The organism is Endozoicomonas sp. 2B-B (assembly GCF_053470045.1).
On sequence record NZ_JBLZMU010000001.1, the window covers coordinates 992,541 to 1,013,459 of the forward strand.

General features: G+C 48.5%; 18 protein-coding genes. 10 read left to right on the forward strand and 8 right to left on the reverse strand.

Features of this window, described 5'->3' with window-relative positions:
* Positions 1–182: 182 nt before the first annotated feature.
* Both ACOMHB_RS04090 and uvrA read right to left on the reverse strand, forming a co-directional pair.
* Positions 183–626 (reverse strand): bactofilin family protein, encoded by a 444-nt coding sequence (locus ACOMHB_RS04090; protein WP_422136700.1) that lies wholly within the window; start codon positions 624–626, stop codon positions 183–185.
* Positions 627–862: 236 nt separating this feature from the next.
* Positions 863–3,697: an excinuclease ABC subunit UvrA gene (gene uvrA / locus ACOMHB_RS04095; RefSeq protein WP_448215584.1), complete on the reverse strand. Its 2,835-nt coding sequence runs from the start codon at positions 3,695–3,697 to the stop codon at positions 863–865.
* A gap of 277 nt (positions 3,698–3,974) precedes the next feature.
* On the opposite strand from uvrA, the gene ACOMHB_RS04100 reads away from it, so the two are divergent.
* On the forward strand, positions 3,975–4,694 hold the full coding sequence (locus ACOMHB_RS04100; protein ID WP_422136702.1) for a riboflavin synthase subunit alpha: 720 nt from the start codon (positions 3,975–3,977) through the stop codon (positions 4,692–4,694).
* Positions 4,695–4,803: 109 nt separating this feature from the next.
* Here ACOMHB_RS04100 and ACOMHB_RS04105 read toward each other — a convergent pair whose 3' ends face one another.
* From ACOMHB_RS04105 to ACOMHB_RS04120, 4 genes are all read right to left on the reverse strand, one after another.
* Positions 4,804–5,670: an amino acid ABC transporter ATP-binding protein gene (locus ACOMHB_RS04105; protein ID WP_448215585.1), complete on the reverse strand. Its 867-nt coding sequence runs from the start codon at positions 5,668–5,670 to the stop codon at positions 4,804–4,806.
* The gene (locus tag ACOMHB_RS04110; RefSeq protein ID WP_448215586.1) at positions 5,663–6,328 is read right to left on the reverse strand and encodes an amino acid ABC transporter permease; all 666 of its coding nucleotides are present in this window, start codon (positions 6,326–6,328) and stop codon (positions 5,663–5,665) included. The genes ACOMHB_RS04105 and ACOMHB_RS04110 overlap by 8 nt, the downstream gene beginning before the upstream one ends.
* A 15-nt stretch (positions 6,329–6,343) precedes the next feature.
* The gene (locus ACOMHB_RS04115) at positions 6,344–6,985 is read right to left on the reverse strand and encodes an amino acid ABC transporter permease (RefSeq protein ID WP_422473634.1); all 642 of its coding nucleotides are present in this window, start codon (positions 6,983–6,985) and stop codon (positions 6,344–6,346) included.
* Between the two features lie 109 nt (positions 6,986–7,094).
* Complete coding sequence (locus tag ACOMHB_RS04120; RefSeq protein WP_448215587.1) at positions 7,095–7,958, reverse strand: transporter substrate-binding domain-containing protein; 864 nt, start codon at positions 7,956–7,958, stop codon at positions 7,095–7,097.
* Between the two features lie 165 nt (positions 7,959–8,123).
* On the opposite strand from ACOMHB_RS04120, the gene pdxR reads away from it, so the two are divergent.
* On the forward strand, positions 8,124–9,644 hold the full coding sequence (gene pdxR / locus ACOMHB_RS04125; RefSeq protein ID WP_448215588.1) for a MocR-like pyridoxine biosynthesis transcription factor PdxR: 1,521 nt from the start codon (positions 8,124–8,126) through the stop codon (positions 9,642–9,644).
* 72 nt (positions 9,645–9,716) lie between these two features.
* Here pdxR and ACOMHB_RS04130 read toward each other — a convergent pair whose 3' ends face one another.
* The gene (locus ACOMHB_RS04130) at positions 9,717–11,030 is read right to left on the reverse strand and encodes an aspartate aminotransferase family protein (protein WP_448215589.1); all 1,314 of its coding nucleotides are present in this window, start codon (positions 11,028–11,030) and stop codon (positions 9,717–9,719) included.
* Between the two features lie 239 nt (positions 11,031–11,269).
* On the opposite strand from ACOMHB_RS04130, the gene ACOMHB_RS04135 reads away from it, so the two are divergent.
* Both ACOMHB_RS04135 and ACOMHB_RS04140 read left to right on the forward strand, forming a co-directional pair.
* Positions 11,270–12,091: a TSUP family transporter gene (locus tag ACOMHB_RS04135; RefSeq protein WP_448215590.1), complete on the forward strand. Its 822-nt coding sequence runs from the start codon at positions 11,270–11,272 to the stop codon at positions 12,089–12,091.
* A gap of 13 nt (positions 12,092–12,104) precedes the next feature.
* Positions 12,105–12,860 carry an SDR family NAD(P)-dependent oxidoreductase gene (locus tag ACOMHB_RS04140; protein WP_422137065.1) on the forward strand — a complete coding sequence of 252 codons (756 nt, stop codon included), beginning with the start codon at positions 12,105–12,107 and terminating at the stop codon, positions 12,858–12,860.
* A gap of 122 nt (positions 12,861–12,982) precedes the next feature.
* Here the strand turns inward: ACOMHB_RS04140 and ACOMHB_RS04145 are convergent, their stop codons facing one another.
* Positions 12,983–13,933 carry a hypothetical protein gene (locus ACOMHB_RS04145; RefSeq protein WP_448215591.1) on the reverse strand — a complete coding sequence of 317 codons (951 nt, stop codon included), beginning with the start codon at positions 13,931–13,933 and terminating at the stop codon, positions 12,983–12,985.
* A gap of 267 nt (positions 13,934–14,200) precedes the next feature.
* Here ACOMHB_RS04145 and ACOMHB_RS04150 point away from each other — a divergent pair, with 267 nt between their 5' ends.
* The 6 genes from ACOMHB_RS04150 to ACOMHB_RS04175 all read left to right on the forward strand — a co-directional run bounded on the left by ACOMHB_RS04150 (position 14,201) and on the right by ACOMHB_RS04175 (position 20,856).
* Positions 14,201–15,541, forward strand: coding sequence for an MFS transporter (locus tag ACOMHB_RS04150; protein ID WP_448215592.1), 1,341 nt, complete (start codon positions 14,201–14,203; stop codon positions 15,539–15,541).
* Positions 15,542–15,631: 90 nt separating this feature from the next.
* On the forward strand, positions 15,632–16,246 hold the full coding sequence (gene ssb, locus ACOMHB_RS04155; protein WP_448215593.1) for a single-stranded DNA-binding protein: 615 nt from the start codon (positions 15,632–15,634) through the stop codon (positions 16,244–16,246).
* Between the two features lie 376 nt (positions 16,247–16,622).
* Positions 16,623–17,207 carry a 5-formyltetrahydrofolate cyclo-ligase gene (locus tag ACOMHB_RS04160; RefSeq protein WP_422136713.1) on the forward strand — a complete coding sequence of 195 codons (585 nt, stop codon included), beginning with the start codon at positions 16,623–16,625 and terminating at the stop codon, positions 17,205–17,207.
* A 444-nt stretch (positions 17,208–17,651) separates the two neighbouring features.
* Positions 17,652–18,494, forward strand: a complete 843-nt coding sequence (locus ACOMHB_RS04165; RefSeq protein WP_448215594.1) for a DUF547 domain-containing protein — start codon at positions 17,652–17,654, stop codon at positions 18,492–18,494.
* Between the two features lie 210 nt (positions 18,495–18,704).
* Positions 18,705–19,322 carry a LysE/ArgO family amino acid transporter gene (locus ACOMHB_RS04170; RefSeq protein ID WP_422136715.1) on the forward strand — a complete coding sequence of 206 codons (618 nt, stop codon included), beginning with the start codon at positions 18,705–18,707 and terminating at the stop codon, positions 19,320–19,322.
* Between the two features lie 154 nt (positions 19,323–19,476).
* Positions 19,477–20,856, forward strand: coding sequence for a hypothetical protein (locus ACOMHB_RS04175; protein WP_448215595.1), 1,380 nt, complete (start codon positions 19,477–19,479; stop codon positions 20,854–20,856).
* The last annotated feature ends 63 nt before the right edge of the window (positions 20,857–20,919 follow it).

Here is a 20,919-nt window from a genome sequence, read left to right on the forward strand (position 1 = left end):
ATACTTGGTCCCTTGTATTATTTTTTCTTATTGTGAAATCGTTCTTATTGTGTATTTGCCCTTGCTCCTGTGGTTCGTACTGTACGTATTAACGCTTACAATAGAATTGATCTGGATCAATACTTTGCTTTTCAGGTAGGTGTTTATCCATAAAAAATTGGTTCGTACTTCCTCTCGGAGGATCAGGTAGATCCAAGTTTCTTGACCTTGACTTCATTTTCTTCTTCAGAGGGGTTGGGCAACAGTTCGCCACTTTTGTGCATACGTTCCATCTTGCCATTTATGGCAGCTCCGGCCGCGATTTCCATCACATCGTAATATACGTTGCCTTCCACATGGGCCTCGGCTGATAGCTCAAGCTTTTCAGTAGCATAAACGTCGCCAGTTACACGACCATTAATGACTATCTGGGCGGCAGTAATATTACCCTCTACACGACTGCCGGCAATCAGTTGAAGTTTGCCATCGTTGGAGCTGACATTGCCCTTGATCTTACCTTCAACATGAACGATGCCACGGAAACGGATGTCTCCTTCAACTTCTGTGCCTGCAGCTATCAGAGTGATGGTGTCATCATTTCTGGTGCTGCTGACCAAACTGTTTTCTGAGCTGTTCTTGCCCCACATAGTGAACTCCTTAGAGTGCTTAACCCGAGATGCCCGAAACGAAAGAAAAAGTGGTATGCGTCCAGCTGACTGAAAACGGAAGACCCTTTTTCAAGGCAAAACTTTAAGGGGGGAATCATCCTTCATTGCGCCTTCAGCTTCAATCTGTAAACGCTATCGATATCCGAAAGAGTGCTCCCGTCGAATCCGGCGGGAGTGAATTCCATTAGCCCGTCAGGGCTGATATTGGTTCTCTGTTATTGATCAGGTGACTTTAGCATCAGCTTCAGGAAGCGACCGGTATGGGAAAATTCGTTGTCAGCCACAACTTCAGGCGTGCCCTCGGCAATGATCTGACCTCCACCATCACCTCCCTCGGGTCCCAGATCGACGATCCAGTCTGCTGTTTTGATGACATCGAGATTGTGCTCAATCACTACCACGGTATTCCCGCGATCTCTTAGCCTGTGCAACACTGCCAGTAACTGTTCAATATCGTGAAAGTGCAGGCCTGTAGTTGGCTCATCAAGAATGTACAGGGTCTTGCCGGTATCCCTTTTGGAAAGTTCCTTGGCCAGTTTCACCCGCTGTGCCTCACCGCCGGAGAGTGTGGTAGCATTTTGTCCCAGATGAATATACGACAAACCAACATCCATCAGAGTTTGCAGTTTACGTTTAACAGCAGGAATCGGTTCAAAGTATTCCAGAGCTTCCTCGACGGTCATTTCCAGAACTTCATGAATATTCTTGCCTTTGTATTTAACGTCCAGCGTTTCACGGTTGTATCGTTTGCCCTTACAGACGTCACAGGGCACATAAATGTCAGGCAGGAAATGCATCTCTACCTTTATGACACCGTCACCCTGACAGGCTTCACAGCGACCCCCTTTAACGTTAAAGCTGAAACGTCCGGGCTTGTAGCCACGGGAACGGGCTTCCTGGGTTCCGGCAAACAGTTCACGAATCGCGGTAAAAATGCCTGTGTAGGTAGCTGGGTTGGACCTTGGAGTCCGACCAATAGGGCTTTGGTCAATGTCGATGCATTTATCGAAGTGGTCCAGACCACTGATTTTCCTGTGCTTTGATGCCGTTAAAGTAGTGGCAGCATTCAAGACCTGGGCAGCAATAGGATAAAGAGTACTGTTGATGAGGGTGGACTTTCCTGAGCCGGAAACGCCTGTTACACAGGTCATCAGCCCCACCGGGATTTCCAGGGTGACATTTTTCAGGTTGTTGCCGGTGCAGCCCGTGAGTTTAAGTCGTTTCTTTTTATCCGCTGGTGTACGCTGTTCAGGTATCGCGATTTTTTTAGTGCCAGTCAAATATTGGCCTGTGACCGATTTTTCGTTGTCCATAATCTGGGCAGGTGTGCCCTGGGCAATAATTTCACCGCCATGAACTCCGGCACCCGGACCGATATCAATCACGTGGTCGGCAGTGCGAATGGCGTCCTCGTCATGTTCTACAACAATCACTGTATTACCCAGGTCGCGGAGACGGGTCAGTGTATTCAGTAGACGTTCGTTATCTCGCTGGTGCAAACCAATACTGGGCTCGTCCAGAATATACATAACGCCAACCAGGCCAGCACCAATCTGACTGGCCAGTCGAATGCGCTGGGCTTCACCTCCTGAGAGGGTATCCGCACTGCGATCTAGTGTCAGGTAGTTAAGGCCCACGTTCACCAGGAAGCTCAGACGATCACAGATCTCTTTCAGAATTTTTTCTGCAATCTCACCTTTCTGGCCGGGAAGACTGAGTTGTTCGAAATAAGCAAGCGCACGTTCTACCGGTAGTTTCACCAGATCGGGCAGTGTTTCATCTTCGATAAAGACGTGTCTTGATTCCTGATGGAGACGAGTGCCTTTACAGCTTGGGCAGTGCTGGGTACTCAAATACTTGGAAAGCTCTTCACGCACAGACTGGGATTCTGTCTCACGGAAACGGCGTTCAAAGTTGGGGATAATACCTTCAAATCGATGGCGCTTTTTATAAACATCGCCCCGATCGTTGACGTAACTGAAATCAATCTGCTCTTCGCCGGAGCCATGAAGAATAATCGTCTGTTGCTCAGCAGTAAGATCATCAAAAGCGGTATCAATATTAAAGCCGAAGTGAACAGCCAGTGACTTTAAGAGGTGAAAGTAATAGACGCTGCGGCGATCCCAACCACGAATGGCGCCTTCCGCCAGGGTTAATTCCGGGTGCTGGACAATACGGTCTTCATCAAAAAACTGCTTGACCCCCAGACCATCACAGGTGGTGCAGGCACCCGCCGGGTTATTGAACGAGAACATGCGGGGCTCCAGTTCATTGATGCTGTAGCCGCAAGATGGGCAGGCAAAGCGGGCTGAATACACAATGTCCTGCTCCTCCGCGTCCATAAAGCTGACTGCTGCCAGCCCGTCGGTCAGTTCCAGAGCTGTTTCGAAAGATTCTGCCAGACGCAACTGCAGATCTTCTCTTACCTTGAAGCGATCAACCACCACTTCGATAGTGTGCTTCTTCTTTTTGTCCAGCTCAGGTGGGATATCGAGGTCGGTGACAATGCCATCAATGCGGGCTCGAATAAAACCCTGGGCTCTCAGTTCGCTGAAGACATGGAGGTGTTCACCTTTTCGATCCCTGACCACAGGTGCCAGCAACATCAGTTTGGTACCTTTTGGCAATGCCAGTACCTGATCCACCATCTGGCTGACGGTCTGGGCTTCCAGGGGTAAGTGATGCTCAGGGCAGCGGGGTGTACCGGTTCTGGCAAAAAGCAAACGAAGATAGTCGTATATTTCAGTAATGGTGCCAACTGTCGAACGAGGGTTATGGCTGGTGGACTTCTGCTCAATGGAAATGGCAGGAGACAAACCCTCGATGTGGTCGACATCCGGCTTTTCCATCATCGAGAGAAACTGTCGTGCATAGGCAGACAGAGATTCCACATAGCGACGCTGACCCTCGGCATAAAGGGTATCGAAGGCCAGGGACGACTTTCCTGATCCGGAAAGACCGGTAATGACAATCAGGCTGTCCCGGGGCATATCGAGATCGATGTTCTTCAGGTTATGGGTTCTTGCACCCCTTACGGTGATTGTGTCCAAAGCCAGTCCCTCAGTACCATCTGTCAGGCAAAGGAGCAATTATATAGGCTTTGCTTGCGCAAACCCATGTTAAGTAAATGGCTAGCTGGTTTCACCTGTCTGGACGGTGGCTTTTTCTATCCTTACGAGTTTAAACCAGAGCACTTTAAGCTAAAATCGTGTGATATTTTGGCTGCAGATATTATATTGTTCGCCTGAAGAAACATCGTTGAAGATCCTGCTGACAGTCCTCACACGTATACCCTGACACTAATTCGAAAGTAATGGAGCAATTTGAATGTTTACAGGCATTGTTCAAGGCATGGCCAAAATTGGCCGTGTGGATGACCACGATGGCATTCGAACCTTTGACATTGAGTTCCCGGAAGGCTTTTGCCAGGGGCTGAATGTAGGGGCCAGTGTTGCGGTGGACGGCGTTTGTCTTACGGTAACAGAAATTATCAGTCCGACTCTGGCCAGATTTGATGTTATTTTGCAAAGCTTACGTGTAACGACATTAGGAGATCATGTCACTGGTCAGGCCGTGAATGTCGAGCGAGCAGCAATGGATGGGGCGGAAATTGGCGGACACCCTCTTTCTGGACACATCGACTTTCGGGCTCAGATTCTTGAAGTTGAAGAGATCGAGGGAAACTGCCGTATGCGGTTTGCATACAGCAATGAATGGGGGCAATACATTTTCCCTAAAGGGTATATAGCGATTAATGGATGCAGCCTGACCTTATCCGATGTCGACAAGAAGAAAGACTGTTTTGAAGTCTGGCTGATTCCTGAGACCCGAAGAGTCACAACATTCAATGCTAAAAAAGCAGATGATTGGGTCAACATTGAAATTGAGCGTGGTACGCAGGTGATCGTCGACACCATTAAAGACACGCTCGAAAAGCAACTGGGCGCTCTTTATCCTTTACTGGAAGCATTAATGGAAGAAAAAAATATTAACTTAACAGAGTCACTGACCACGAGCCTTGCGCAAACAGATCACGTCCGGCGCTGATTCAGCTCACTTCTACCTGGAAAGGGCCTGAAAACATGGGAGCCAGTGATTTGCAGCAGCCAGAGAGCCCTGCAATCCAGGGCTTTCTGTTCTCAGTGCTGAAGTTGAGTCAGGCACCATCGAGCTTCAAGAACTGTCTTACCCGAGGTGAATCCGGATTGGTAAAGAACTTCTCTGGCGGACATTTTTCAATCAGAATACCTTTCTCCAGGAACACCACCTGGCTTGAAACGTTTCTGGCAAACTCCATTTCGTGTGTGACCACCACCATGGTGTAACCCTCTTTCGATAACGCCTGCATCACGGTCAGAACCTCATCAACCAATTCAGGATCAAGGGCTGAGGTGGGTTCATCAAACAGCAAAACCTCTGGTTCCATAGCCAGTGCACGGGCGATAGCGACTCTCTGTTTTTGACCGCCCGATAGCATATTTGGATAGCTGTCGAGTTTATGGGACATACCAACTTTTTCTAACTGCACTCTGGCGATTTTTTCCGCCTCCGCTTTTGGCATTTTCTTAACATGTAACAGGGCTTCCATGACATTCTTGAGCACAGTGAGATGAGGCCAGAGATTGAAGCTTTGAAACACCATACCGATACGCTCGCGAATCCTGGCGAGCTCTTTGTATTTGAGGGGTTTCCTGGTAACAGGATTGATACCTATGCGCTCATCACCCAAATGGATGCTGCCTCGTTCCGGTTGTTCAAGCCAGTTCATACAACGAAGCAGGGTCGACTTACCTGAACCGGAAGAACCCAGAATACTGACAACGTCGCCCTTTTTGATGGTGAGGTTAATGTCTCTCAGAACCTCGATGCCATCAAACTGTTTGGACAGGTTAACCACCCTTACAATATCCCGGGCATTGGATTCGGTTTTTGGGTACTGGACAGGCAGTTCTACCACAGGTGCGCTTTCCTGAGTGGTTTTCGGGGTTTCAATTGGCTTGGTGAGAATCTTTTCATTAAGCATGGCTTAGCCCTCTATCCTGAACTTTATTAAGTGTGATTTTGCTGACCTGTTCGATGGCGATACTGATAATCCAGTACAGGGCGATAGCCACAATAAATGCGTTAAGCGGAATAAAGTAGGTTGATTGAATACTGTTAGCGGCCGCTGTGATCTCACCAACGGTAATAATGCACAGAAAGGCGGTGTCTTTCAGGCAGATGATCAGCTGATTGGCAATGAGCGGTACGGATCGAAACAACACATTGGGCATGATAATGCGGGTAAAGGTCTTGAATCTGGAGAAGCCACAAGCCTGGGCCGCTTCCGTCAAGCCTGAATCCAGTCCTTTGCGAATACCTCTGAAGATCTCGCAGAAATAGGTGCCATGATAAAGGCATAAAGAGATCAGCCCCGCAGTAAAGGCATCCATGCGGATTCCGACCTCTGGCAACCCGTAATACAACAGATAAGCCAAAATCAGGAAGGGCAGGGTGCGCATCATATTGATGATCAGGATTACGCTGCCTTTAACACCTTTTGAGCCATTTTCCAAGGTGTAGAGCAGGGTCACACCCAGGATGAAACTTGCGATTGATCCGGCAAAAAACAGTATAAAAGTATTACCAAAACCTGAAATAAAGATGTCTCTTTGCTGCCAGATTATTTCCCATTCAGCCATGATTACTCCTTATTATCAGCCAGCCAGGTAGTTAGCTTTTTTCTCGGCCATTTGTTGTAATTTGATTAGCACACCTATGATGCACATGTAGAGAATGCCAGCACACAGAATAGGAAGTAGAGGTTCATAGGTGACGGCTGCGATTCGGTTGGTAACACGAGTCAGATCAACAACGCCAATCACGGCAATCGCCGGGCTGCCTTTGATTAAGAAAGACATCTCGTTGACCAGTGCGGGCAGGCTCATGACCACCATTTGAGGGAACATGATGCGCCTAAAATAGGTCAGTCGTCGCATACCCAGAGCTTCAGCGGCCTCTTTCTGCCCACTGGAGAAGTTAAGGAATGCATTTCTCCAGATCTCGGCATTAAAGGCAGAGGTATTCAGGGTTAAACACAAGATGGCTGAGAAGTGTTTATCGAGATTGATGCCAAAAGACGGAAAAGAGAGGAAGATGAACAAGGCTAATGTCACCAGTGGTGTGGCTCTTGCCCAGCTGACATAGACACCTAATATCTGATCGACAATTGGCAGTTTCGCCATGCGAATAAGCGCTATCACGAGCCCGAAAACCACCCCCAGGGCGATGGATACCATTGATATCCATGCCGTGGTCCATGCCCCCTGAAGCAATTGCATCCATCCGTAGTGATCCATAAATACCTACCTGTCTGCAGCAGTGTTAACGTTGATTTTTTAAGTAAGACCAGGGCGATAGGAGTAGTCGTTTTTAAGCCCTGGTCATTACTGAACTATGAGGAGTGGTTTACTGGACTGCAGTCAATTTATGGTACTGTTCAACTGAAACGATGGCGTTGGTTGGCAGTTCATCAAAGGATTCACCGAACCATTTTTCCTGCAACTCAGCCATACGACCTGTCTCTTTTAAGTGTGCAAAGAAGTCTGTCAGATAGGCCAGCAGTTCAGGGTTGTCTTTGGGTACAGGCCAGCTTACAAAGCCGGGTCCAGATACAGCTTCACCTTTCTTGAATACCTTGGGCTTGGTTTTTACCAACTCATTTATATTGACGATACTGTTGATCACGTAATCGATGCGACCATTTGCCAGGTCGGCGTAGGCTTCAGGGTATGATTGATACTCAACCACTTTTCCTAGTTTCTTATCCTGGGCTTCAAGCATGGTTTTCAATTCGGGAAGCCTTTCCAGTAGTGCGCTGCCTGCCTGCAAGCCAACTGTTTTTCCATCCAGATCTGCAATCGTGTTTACGCTGTCGTCTTTTGCCCGGGCGACGAAATAGTGCTGTGCGGAGGCGATGGGTGGGGTGAAATCGAATGCTTTGAGGCGAGCGTCAGTAATGATTGCACCGGTAAGGGCAAGGTCATACTGACCTGCGGAAACGGATGCCAGAAGACCTGTCCAGGGCAGAATCTCCTGCTTTACTTTAAAGTCGGAGTAGTCGCGCAGTTCATCCAGAAGATCTTTATTTATCCCGGTTGGCTTGCCTTTATCGATAAAGTTGAACGGAGAGTAGTTATCCTCTGTCGCAACCTTTATTCCCTTGCTGGCAAAAGAAGGCGACTCATCGGCAACAACCATACTGGACATGCCTATAGTCATCGTTGCTGCGGCAACGGCTACCCATTTTCTAAGTTTTATTCCATGTCTCATAATTCGTTACTTGCTGTGATTTGTGAACGCCTTCACTTTAGAGATGAGATAGATAGTTGGGTTAGAGCCAATTTTCCGTGCTGATTGGGACAGTGGTTAGAATATAAGATAAATACGACTAATTAAGTATATTGGCTTGCTTTTTGCTGTGGTGAATCGAATGCAATGAATAAAAATATCCAAAAGGTTGACTCCATGGGGATAAATTACAGCTGTTTCATTGAGTTTGATTCGAAGAGAAGTTTGCAGGAGCAGGTAAGAGAGTATCTTGTTAAAGCAATACTCGAAGGTGTGTTCTCTGCCGATGAGGCGCTGCCTTCCTGCCGTAAGCTTTCAAGTCAATTGAAGGTGTCACGCAATACTGTGTCACTGGTCTACGAAGCACTGTCAGATGACGGTTACCTGATAAGTAAGCCAAGAAGCGGTTATTACCTGTCGGAAAAATACTCCGCAAGACTTGAAGAGGTGGAACAGGAGTTGAACCATTTTGAGGCAGGCAACCCTGCCAATGCCGCAAACTGGAGCCGTCGATTCAAGGTTTCTACAGATGCTTTCCCCCGTATAGTCAAACCCTCCCACTGGAGCTGTTATCAATATCCCTTTATCTATGGGCAACCAAGCATTCAAGATTTTCCTCTGGCGCAGTGGCGAGAATCCACTCGTAAGGTGATAGCAGACCCGAAAGATCATAGCTGGCTGTGTGACAAAGTTGATAAGGATGTAGAGTTATTGGTAGAGCAGATCCGGACCCGGGTACTCCCACAGCGGGGCATTCACGCCAGGAGCGATGAGATTCTCATTACCGTTGGCTCACAGAACGCGCTCTATTTGCTATCCAGGATGTTAATGGATAAACACACTCGAGTAGGGGTGGAAAACCCTGGCTATAAAGAAGCTAACAATATTTTTAGTTTGGCCCGGGCACAGCTTCATCCGCACACTGTTGACCAGAGCGGGCTGGTGCTTAACGAGCTGTCATCCAAGTGTGATTATTTCTACGTTACACCGAGTCATCAGGCTCCAACGGGTGTGACCATGAGTAAGCAACGCCGACATGACCTTTTGCAATTAGCGCAAAAGAGTGACGCCATCATTATAGAAGATGATTACGACTCAGACAGCAACTCCGAATGGAACCCCTTGCCTGCACTAAAGGCATTGGACAAAGACAACCGTGTTGTCTATGTCAGTAGTTTTTCCAAAACATTGGCACCTGGTCTACGCCTTGGTTATATCGTTGCTCCGGAAGAGTTGATCTATGAGTTACGAACACTGCGTCGTTTAATGTATCGCCACCCGCCAAGCCGGGTGCAAATGGAAATGGCGCATTTTATCTCACAGGGTTATTACGATAGCTTCCTGCGACGTTTCAAAGACAATACACGCCAGCGCTGGCACGAGATTAATGAAGCGGTTCAGCGCTATCTTCCCGATTGTAAGCGATTGGCCAAGGGTAACTATTGCAATGCGTTGTGGTTAGAAACACCCGACCGAATAAGCAGTCAGCGACTGGCGTCCAGAGCATCTCAACGGGGGGTTCTGATAGAAACAGGATATTCGCATTTCATGGGGCAGGAACAAGCTAACCCTGAAACCAATAGTTTTTTCAGGCTTGGCTTTCATGCCATCGATAAGGCGCTCATTACCCCCGGGGTTGAACAACTGGCAAGCGCCCTGGAAGGTTAGGCTTTATATAGATTTTTTCCTTTTCGAGGTGTCAACGCCAAGACCATTGTCCTGGCGTTTTTTGTTCAGGCTTTAATCAAAGTCCGAGAGTACCTGGCTAATAATGGCCACACCCTGGGCAATCTCATTGGGTTTAATGATAAGAGGCGGCGCTACGTGAATACGGTTGTTCACTATAAAAGAAAGTAGGCCCTTGTCGGTTAATCTGGCTTTAATGGAGGCCATTTTCTCATTGCTTAAAGGCTCTCGTGTTGTCCTGTCTTCGACCAGCTCCAGAGCCCAGAACATGCCCTTGCCACGAATGTCGCCAATGCTGTTGTGTTTTTCCATCAGGTCGATTAGTGCGGGTCCCAAAACCGTGTTTCCTACCTCATCGGCATAGCGAACAATGCCTTCCTCTTCCATTGCATCCAGAGTTGCGACAATGGCGGACATGGCCAGTGGGTGGCCAGAATAGGTGAGGCCGCCCATAAAGAAGTGGCTCTTGAAATACTCGGATATTGGCTCGCTTACAACAACGCCGCCAGCTGGAACGTAGCCTGAGTTAACCCCTTTGGCAAAGGTGATCAGATCCGGAATAACGTTAAAGTGCTCATAAGCAAACCAGCGGCCGGTGCGACCAAATCCCACCATCACTTCGTCAAAGATCAGTTGTATACCATGTTCTGTGGCCAGATCTCTAACCCCTTGGAGATAGCCTTCTGGTGGAAGAAGAAAGCCTGCTGTGCCCGGGATTGTCTCCAGAAGAATGGCGGCAATGGCATCTGGTCCTTCACATTCAATCACTCGTTTCAGGTGCTGCAGAGCTCGCTCGCACTCCTGTTCCTGCGTCTTTGCGTTGAACTCGGTGCGATAAAGATAAGGGTTAAAAAAGTGCACATGCCCACGACTGTACTCATTGGGTACACGACGAAAATCACCTGTGGCAGCGATCGCTGAGCCGGTATTGCCATGGTATGAGCGGTAGGCAGAAAGTACCTTGTCACGACCCGTAAATTGTCTTGCCATGCGAATCGCATTTTCATTGGCATCAGCACCAGCGTTGGTAAAAAACACCTTATTGAAGTTAGCCGGTGCTCTATCCAGGATGCGTCTGGCTGCTTCACCCCGGGCAAGGTTTGCTGTTGCCGGAGCTATGGTCACCAGGGATTCAGCCTGGGCCTTGATGGCATCGATCACCTTTGGGTGCTGATGCCCAATATTGGTGTTCACCAACTGGCTACTAAAATCCAGATACTGCTTTCCTTCGAAATCCCAAAGGCTAGATCCCTGTGCACCGGCAATGGCTACCGGTGTTGCTGACTCTTGTACCGACCAAGAGTGGAATACGTGTTTATCCAATTCCACGACATGATGATTTGATACATCTGATCCCAATACATCCATTTTCATTCTCCAGTGGGGGAATTGTAGCCATCGAACTTTCTAACTCCCTATTGCGCTGAAGATTTGAGCCTTGACCCTGCGTTGGCGATCGTCGCCTTGTCTTAAGGCTCAAATCTCCATGCTCATCACGGGAGTTAGAAAGCACGATGGGTATGAGTCTTCGTTTGTGATTTGCAGTTATCTTGGCGAGAAACGTGAAAGAGGGTGTAGGGACAGTTTAAAAAAAGCCTTGTGTCAGGGTGGCTGTTGGCGCTACTGACTCAGACAATCTGAAAAACTGGCTCTATAGGATAGGTCGTGAGCTGATTACATTGATGGCCTTCAAAAGCAATGTGCAATGTTTAACGGAATTGATGATGGGCTTAGCAACGGTATTTGTTTTGTTTGCCGGGTTGGTAAGGGGTTACAGTGGCTTTGGATTTGCCATTATCGCTGCCCTGTGCCTGAGTCTTGTCTATTCCCCCTTTGATGCCATTGCTATTGCTCTGACACTCGATCTGCTCAGTAGTCTGTGTCTGTTGCCGGGCGCCAGGAAGCAGGTTAATCGACGTCTGCTGACCATGCTTTCACTGGGCATGCTAGGCGCAATACCGGTCTCGCTTTTGTTTATTTCGGTCATATCTGCACATGAACTGAAGATGATGATTGCAGGCTTCTCATTGATTGCCGGTACTTTGATCATGTTTGATCTGCGGTTCACCTGGCTTAACCATCGCTATGCCATGCTTGCTGGTGCATTGTCAGGTTTTGGCATGACAACGGCTTCAGCGGGCGGTCCACCACTGGTTTTGTATCTGTTAAACCTGTCGTTAAAGGCCAGTGAAATCAGAGCAACGGCAATACTGTTTTTTATCCTGAGTTCAGCGACATCACTGTTGGGTTTGCTTTATGTCGATGCTATCTCGGCCCGGTCTGTTCAGTTCAGCCTGGTTCTTTTTCCTGTTGCCATGCTGGGCAGTTTATTGGGAAAGAAGCTGTTTGATTTATACCCGGATTCATCACCAAAAAACACGGTAGCGCCCATTTTGATGATGTTGGCACTGCTCACAATCATGATTTAACAAGGAAAACATGATGAAGAAAATCGCATTTATTACTGGCGCGACCTCTGGTTTTGGTAAAGCTGCTGCACACAGATTTGCCAAAGAGGGGTGGTCGCTGGTTCTTTCGGGGCGTCGTTTAGAGAGACTTTTGGACCTCAGGGAGACACTGGATGTTCCTGTGCATGTAATGCAGCTGGATGTACGCGATTCAGAAGCCGTCAAGAAAGCAGTAGCGTCGTTGCCAGAGGAATTTTCAGCAGTAACGGCTTTGGTCAACAACGCAGGACTGGCACTGGCTCCCCAGGGAGCTCCCGAGGTTGATCTTAATGACTGGCATACCATGATAGACACCAACGTTACTGGCCTGGTCAATGTCACGCATGCACTGCTGCCTGCCTTAATCAAGTCTGGGGCAGGCGCTACTATCATCAATGTAGGTTCGATCGCAGGTCAATGGCCCTATCCGGGAAGCCATGTTTATGGTGCAAGTAAGGCATTTGTTAAGCAGTTCAGTTATAACCTGAGGTGTGATCTGCAGGGGACAGGTGTGCGTGTTACGGACCTGTCGCCAGGCATTGCAGAGACCGAATTCACCCTGGTTCGTACCAAGGGAAACCAGGAGGCATCTGATAACCTGTACCGTGGCACCACGCCTTTGAGCGCAGAAGATATTGCCGAGCAAATGTTCTACATCGCAACCTTGCCGGAACACATCAATATCAACCGTGTTGAGGTGATGCCAACACGTCAGGCCTGGTCTCCATTTGCTATCGACCGTGATCAGTAGGGGGATAAAAAAGCCCCCGATATTGATGAGGCTTTTGCGACACCTTCTTGATGATCGGGGGCTGAAGACTGTCTATGACAATACCGTGCATTCTCCTAACCTGAACTGACTTTGTTTTCGGGTTACTCGTGATCAAGGACATGAATGGGCAGAATGTCTTTGGTTGCCGGAGTTAATCTGACTGGTCTGGGCATAGGTGGCCAGGGAGAGCCAAGCTTCCAGGCATAGGCAAATTTAGCCTGGCTGCTGGACAGGCGAGTCGCTATGAAATACTCGTTGTGTCCGTCATGATGCAGATGAGTAACGCCCTGTTTTGGCAGTTTGAAAACCAGTTCGCCTGCAGAGTCGATCATCGGAGGGTTCATGCCGGCGTTTCTTGGATAGTGATAACAGGTTTTAAAGTACTGGTTAGGCTCGAAGTCGCTCATCGCTATGCTGAAATAACTCATATCTTCTTTGGTAGCTTCTTTGTGATTGGGGTTCAGCGCTACCTGATAGGGAGTGAGGGTCAGAATGTTGGCTCTGTATACCATTTCCGGAAGCGCAACATTAAAGGCTTCTGCCAGATCAATACCACTGACTTCATGGGGAAATACCATATTGTTTCTGCTGAACCAGGCGTTGCATTGGTCGTGAATATCTTTTAATAGGTTTTTATTCACCTCTTTGACTTCCAGGATGGGGTTACAGACAGCCGCTTTTTTTGTGCCCTTCAGTTGCAAGAGGGTCCCTTTAAATTCGATTATTTCGCCTTTCGGGTCTACCGAAGGGGCAAGCCTGACATCAACGGAGTGATGGTTTTTTAACGCCGCCTCCTTTTTGTAGGTGATGACGGGCAATTGCAACGAGTGCTCCTGATTTTCAACATCCTCGGAGTAGTTTGAACCACCTGAATAGGAAGTCTCAATTAACAGCAGCAAACCGCCCACAAAAACCACTCCAGAGGAAAGAAGCGCATAGCGAAGCGTTCTGTCGTTAGCGGCCTCTGCTGGCTTGGGAGTTGCCAATGTGAAAGCAATTACCGCCATCATGAAAAGTGGTAAATGACCGAAGCGTCGGGCAGGGTATATCATGTTGATCAATCCTCTTTTTTTATTGCTTGGGCTACCTGTAAGCGACCTCAGGTCTGGCAGACTTCTTGTTCATGGTTGTTCTTGTTCATGGTTGTAATGATTCCACCGGAACGATTAAAAATAGCTGATTTTCGGGAAGTTGCAGGTAAATGTAAGTTTTTTTTCTATTTTTAAATCCAATGGGCATATTGTCTTTCGGCGACTCCTTTCTTCAAAAGTTTTTCCTGATAAAATAAGCCGCTTGCAATGTTATATAAGAAGTCAGGAATGTCTCCGCAGGAACTGAAATCAACGGTCTCACTGTCACTGGTGTTTGTATTCAGGATGTTTGGCCTGTTTATGGTACTGCCTGTTCTGGTCCTTTATTCCGAAGACCTGCAGGGGGCCACTCCAGCCCTGGCCGGCTTTGCGATTGGTGCTTATGGATTAACCCAGGCGGCTCTGCAAATTCCCTTTGGCTGGATGTCAGACCGGTTCGGGCGCAAGCCGGTTATCATAGCCGGTATGATGATCTTTATGCTGGGCAGTCTGGTTGCCGCTCAGGCCGACTCTATTCACGGAGTCATTTTCGGTCGGATTCTTCAGGGTGCTGGTGCGGTATCCGGGGCTGTCACCGCACTTCTGGCTGATTTGACCCGTGAGCAGTACCGTACCCGGGCCATGGCGGTATTTGGTATCAGTATCGGATTCTCATTCTGCATCGCCATGTTACTGGGCCCTCTTTTTGCCGACTGGTGGGGGCTGGAGGGGCTTTTTGGCAGTAATGCTGTAATGGCCGGGTTGAGCATTCTGATTCTATTGTTCTTGGTGCCAACTCCGGTAGTGACCCGGACTGATCTGAACACCAAAGTCAGTATCAAAGATGTGGGCAATGTTATAGGTAATCGGGAAATGCTCAGGTTGATGGCCGGTATCTTTACCCTGCATTTCACCTTGATGGCCCTGTTCGTATTCCTGCCGCAGATGCTGGAAGACACCCTTGGGATGGCCCGGGAAAATCATGGCTGGATTTACGTGGTGGCACTCTCGGTCTCTTTTGTGATGATTGTACCGGTGATTATTTTCAGTGAAGCCAAACGTCGCCTGAAACAGTGCTTTGTTGGCGCTGTCACTGTCCTGCTGGCAGCCATTGCCGGTATGTGGCGTGCCGAAAGTGTTTTGCTGGGAATATTCCTGTTTTTTGCTGCATTCAATTTTCTGGAAGCTACACTACCTTCTCTGGTCAGTAAATTATCGTCGGCAGGCACCCGGGGAACCTCCATGGGCGTATATTCAACCAGTCAGTTTCTGGGGGCTGCTCTGGGTGGAAGCCTTGGTGGACTCGCCTTTCAGTACTGGGGAGCGACCGGTGTCATGATGGTTTGTGCAATCCCTACTGCACTCTGGTGGTTATTGTCTGTTACCATGAAACAACCTCCTTATGTCAGCAGTATGGTGATGGCCCTCGACTCCTCCATGAGCCTGGATGCCCGTGCTATTGGCAGGGAACTGGCCATTATTCCCGGGGTTGAGGAAGTGACTGTCCTGGACAGTGAGAGAACCGCCTATCTGAAGGTGGACAGAAAAATAGTGGATATGACCGCGCTGCGCCAATACGGTGAGTGCTGACATAAATGAATGAGAAAGCGACAACCAGGAGCCTTTTTTCATTCCTGTGAGGATGAAAAGGGTTCATGTTAAAAATTACTGGAGAAACTGATGGCACGAGGTGTTAACAAGGTCATTCTGATCGGCAACCTGGGCAATGATCCGGATGTCCGCTTTACCCCGAATGGCAGCGCTGTAGCCAACCTGAGTGTTGCGACCAGTGAGTCCTGGAAAGATCGTAACACCGGCCAGCCACAGGAAAAAACCGAATGGCACCGGGTGGTCATTTTCGGCAAGCTGGCTGAAATTGCTCAGCAATACCTGCGCAAGGGTTCCAAGGTGTACATTGAAGGTAAACTGCAGACCCGTAAGTGGCAGGATCAGTCCGGGCAGGATAAGTACACGACAGAAGTTGTTGTTGACGGTTTCAGTGGCCAGCTGCAAATGCTGGATGGCCGTCAGGACGGAATGGCTATGCCTGCGGGTGGTGGCGAATTCCAGCCAAGAGCTGCACAACAGCCTGCTCCTCAGCAACAATACAATGCACCCCAGCAGCCGATGCAACAGCAGGCGCCTGCAGCCGCTCCACAGCAGCCGCAGCATCAGCATCAGCCTCAGCAACATCAGCCTCAACAGCGTCCTGCTCCGCAGCAGCAACCTCAGCAACAGCCTCAGACTGCGCCAGCAGGTGGCTTTGACGACTTTGATGATGATATTCCGTTCTAGCAGCCTGTCGGACTTAAGACTGTCCTACGCGGCAACTGCTCCTGCGTTGCTCTAGCTCCTGCATCCATGCAGTCGTGCGGTTGCAATAAATTGGTCTAAAAATCTCTGTTTCTTCGTCAAATAGCTCGCTATTCTCCTCAGAAACAGAGATTTTTATCCTCAATTTCTTGCAATCCTCGCTACGGACGCTTAAGTCCGACAGGCTGCTAGTCAGGAACTGAACATAGCAAAAGGCCGCTGAAATCAGCGGCCTTTTGCCTTTTCTGGAGAGGCAGTCGCCGATGTCTGACAGGCATCATCCATTTCAATCATTGAGTATTTCCTTTCAGCAGTAGACAATATTGCTCCAACAGAACAATGTCGGGTGTCATCTCAGATGGATCGAGCCAGCCTGCGCAAGCAGTTACGAAGCAATCGTCAATCCCTGTCGGCTGAACAGCAACTTACTGCGGCAAAGAAATTATCCTCTGTCGTGTGTAACAGTGAGGCTTTTCGGCACAGTCAGCATATCGCTCTGTATCTGGCTAATGATGGTGAAATTGATCCCGGATTTATCGCCGAAGCGATCTGGGAGCAGGATAAGTTCTGCTATCTTCCGGTTCTGGATCAGGAGCAGCCTGAAAAGATGTATTTCCAGCTCTACAGACCCAATACCCGGATGGTAGAGAACCGTTACGGGATTGCCGAACCGGAACTGGATCTTGAAAAAACCGTTAAGGCAGAAGCACTGGATCTGGTGCTTATGCCGCTCACCGGGTTTGATGAGCAGGGCAATCGTCTTGGCATGGGAGCGGGTTATTACGACCGGACTTTTGCCTTTCTGGAAAACCGCAGTAAACCGATACTGATGGGGTTAGCGCATGAGTGTCAGAAAGTCAGTTCAATTCCGGCGGCGGACTGGGATGTTCCAATGAAGAGTATTGCAACAGAAAAGCAGCTATATGGTGAGAAAGTTCAGTAAGCCACTCCCTGGCCTACGCCATCAGCTTGTCAGATCAGAGTCGAAGTCGCTGCTGTTGTTAACACGGCGACGATAAAGACAGCTAATAAAAGGCTGATTGAACTGGGTTTTGGGTTAACCATTTTCTTCAGAACTCCACTTTATTTTAATTATTATTCATGGCCGTCTTGAACACGGGGAAGCCAGCCAGTCATTGATTTGCCATCAAAAGCGACTCTTATTTTAATCGCTACGGGCATCAATTGCTTTTTTCAAGCGTTGGTGAATTTCGCATAAAGAGGTGTTAACTGCAAGCGAATGATAGACAGGGGCTTCATTGCCATGGGCAGACCTTCGGAGCACTGCGTGACACTGAGTTGTTATTCACCACTTTATAATGGCGCGAGTGAGGGTTTTGTCCGCCTGATAAATCAAATGTTATGCTGAGGCAAAAGGAGCATCTCAATGAAATTTTTTACCCAATCTACCAAGCTCGTTTTGCTGAGTTTGTTCGGCTTTCTTGGCTTGCTCATGAGCGTCAGTGTCGTGCATGCGGCCCCTGAATCTGAGTTGATTCCTTTCTGGAATAAAAGCGACGAAAGCAATAAAGCTGTCATCGATCACAGCGACTGGCAACATACCCTCGACACATACCTGGACAACAAACATGCCTCCGGCGTGAACCTGTTCAATTACGGCAAAGTCTCCAAAGCCGACAGATCGCGGTTGCAAAACTACCTGAAAAAAATGACCGCGCTTGACCCCCGCAGCTATTCAAAGCAAGAGCAGTTCGCTTACTGGGTGAACCTCTACAATGCGCTCACGGTGGAATTGATTCTTGAAAACTACCCCGTGGATAGTATTACTGAGCTTGGCAAAAGTTTCTTCGGCTTTGGCCCCTGGAACGACGATATCACCCAAATTCAAGGTAAAAAACTCACGCTCAACAACATTGAGCACAATATCCTGAGACCCATCTGGAGCGACGCACGCATCCATTACGCTGTCAACTGCGCCAGCTACAGTTGCCCGAATATTGCCGCAAAAGCTTTCACCTCAGAAAACACAGAAACACTGCTTGAAGCCGCCGCAACCGATTACGTCAACCACGAACGCGGCGTGACCTTTGACGATGGCGAACTGCTCGTCTCAAGTATCTATCATTGGTATAAAGTCGACTTCGGTGGGAATGACCAATCTTTGATCGCCCACTTGGTGAAATACGCCAAACCTGATCTGCGCACCAGGCTTCAGCAGTACAAAGGGGATTTAGATCATCACTATGATTGGGGTTTGAATGGGCCATAGTGGGTCGCTCTGTTGAATGTACAAGTACCTGGCCAGTTGGTTTCGCATATTCTGGCGAGTGGATTTTTTCATCCTTCAAGGCGCAACGACGGGCGCGTAGCCATAGCTACGCAACCAGAGTTGGAACGCAGAAGGATGGAAAAAGCCGCCGTCCAGAATATGCGAAACCAACTGGTTAGGTACTTAACGCGCTTTAAAAGAAAGTAGGCAATGCTGGAAATTTATCTGAATGGGTTGCTATTAAGCGGCGGCTTGATCATAGCTATTGGCAGTCAGAATGCATTTTTGCTGGCTCAGGGCTTACGTCGAGAGTCACCTATCCTGGTTGCCACAATTTGTGCGGTCTGCGATGCCTTATTGATACTGGCCGGTGTCATGGGTCTTGGTACACTTATCCAAAGTAATAACACACTGCTTGAAGTAGCCCGCTGGGCGGGTGTTGCTTATTTGACTGGATTTGGCCTGATGTCACTGAAGCGTAGTTTCAAAACCGGGCAACTCAAAGCAGAAGGGCAGGTGCAAAAGTCTATTCGGGGTATTGTGTTTTCGACTCTGGCGGTCACTCTGCTGAATCCGCACGTTTATCTTGATACGGTCATTTTGTTGGGCAGTATTGGTGCTCAATACGGTGATCAGCGTGGTTATTTTGTACTGGGAGCTATCACCGCATCGCTTATCTGGTTCTATGGTCTTGGGTTTGGTGCTGTGAAGCTGGCACCCCTGTTAGCCCGTCCAAAAGCATGGAAAATCATTGATCTGGTGATTTGTCTGATCATGTTCAGCATTGCCCTCAGTCTGCTGCAAATGGATCTGACCAATATTTTATAACGTTTCTGTCTAAACAATTATGCTTCCGGGTTTCATTTCATTGGCTATTTTGATGATCAGGTGCTTTTTTTAATGACGTTTGCACAGAAGTGCTGCGGTTCGCTGATACAGCAGTGTCCCTGCTGTAAGGTTTGCTAAGAAAGGGGTTGATCCGATGAAGCTCAGACTTATAGGCAGTGTTGTCTTGATCTCTCTCAGTTTGTTCTCTTCATTATCCTTTGCCAAGACCTATTCAGACAATCTGGTGCTGGTGGTCTATGAAAGCAATGCCGAGGTCAACATGGTGCTGGCTTCGGCAAATAATCCAGAGAAGGTACTGGCCAGCTCTGTGGCCTCTCCGGTCCATGTCAGTTACAGCCAGTCATCTGGTAAAGAAGACTTTTATGAGGCTTCACTCACCGGTATGGGTCATCCGGGCAATCTGGCGTTCCGTGACTCGGAAACAGTTCTGTTCGCTAATGCTCTTGATAATCTCAGGAAATCGGCTCGCTTCCACTGGCCTGAGCTGAAAGATGACGACGAAATCGGGCTTGATGCCGTTTACGTCGGTATTGCCGGATATAATGACCATCACAAAAGAGCCGTTGTGGTCGGTGGCAGGTTAGTTCTGAAAGAGCAGTACATTCGCGAGAACATGGAAGAAGTTCTGAAGCTTCGTCACTTCAAGATGCCCCCCGATAAGCATTTACAAATGGATTCAGATACCCGTCTGATGGCGAAACTGGCCAGACAGAAAGTGGGTGAAAAGACAGAGCTAAGGGATCTGGATTTTATTCAACTGACCACCTACGCCATTGGTTACAAAATTCGGGATGGTGTTATGCGCTATGATCGGGTGAGCTACGACAGTGAGGGTGGGGGTTATGAGTATGGCGTAGCTATCCAGGTGTTCTTCCTCGATCAGCTGCCAGCAGCCTGCACAGCCAGTGATTTTGACACACTGGATTTGAAACATGTACCGGTTCTGAAAGCCATGAATGCTATGCCAACCGTTGACGTTTATGGACGGGCACCTAAAGGTGATTATCTGGCCTATCCTGTTCTGGGCTATAGCAAAAAGGAACAGGAGCGATTGAATACCACCCTGCCAACCAGAAAGTTTAATCACCTGTTTGTTCGCTTGAAAGATAAGAAAAATGAAGCCGGCTATGTCGGCTTCTGGGTGCTGCAACAGAATACAGTGCCAGAGGGTGTCAATGAAAAAGACTGGTATGCCGGTCAAAACGCATTAACCCGATGTGCCAGGGATACCTTTATTCCAGCCATCAAAAGAGTGGTAGACGGGCTGGGTGAACTGGGAATTGGCAAGGACAAGGAAGGCGCCAATTTGCCTCTGTTGATGGTAGGAGAGTTTCCGTTGGGTCAGACTGTGCGGATGAAAGAGGCACTTGATGAGATTCTGGGCGAGGAGGATTTTAAGCGGATTGTCTGGTTGAAACCTTTGGAATACCGTCAGCTTCTGGCGAAAGCGGGCATCAAGCTGGCCGGGAAGTATGTCTACAAGGAGGGCAATTTGGAGCTTGGCCAGGAATAGATGCCTTACCCGGCAACTGCTCCTGCGTTGCTCTGGCTCCGTGTTCATGCAGTCGTGTGGTGG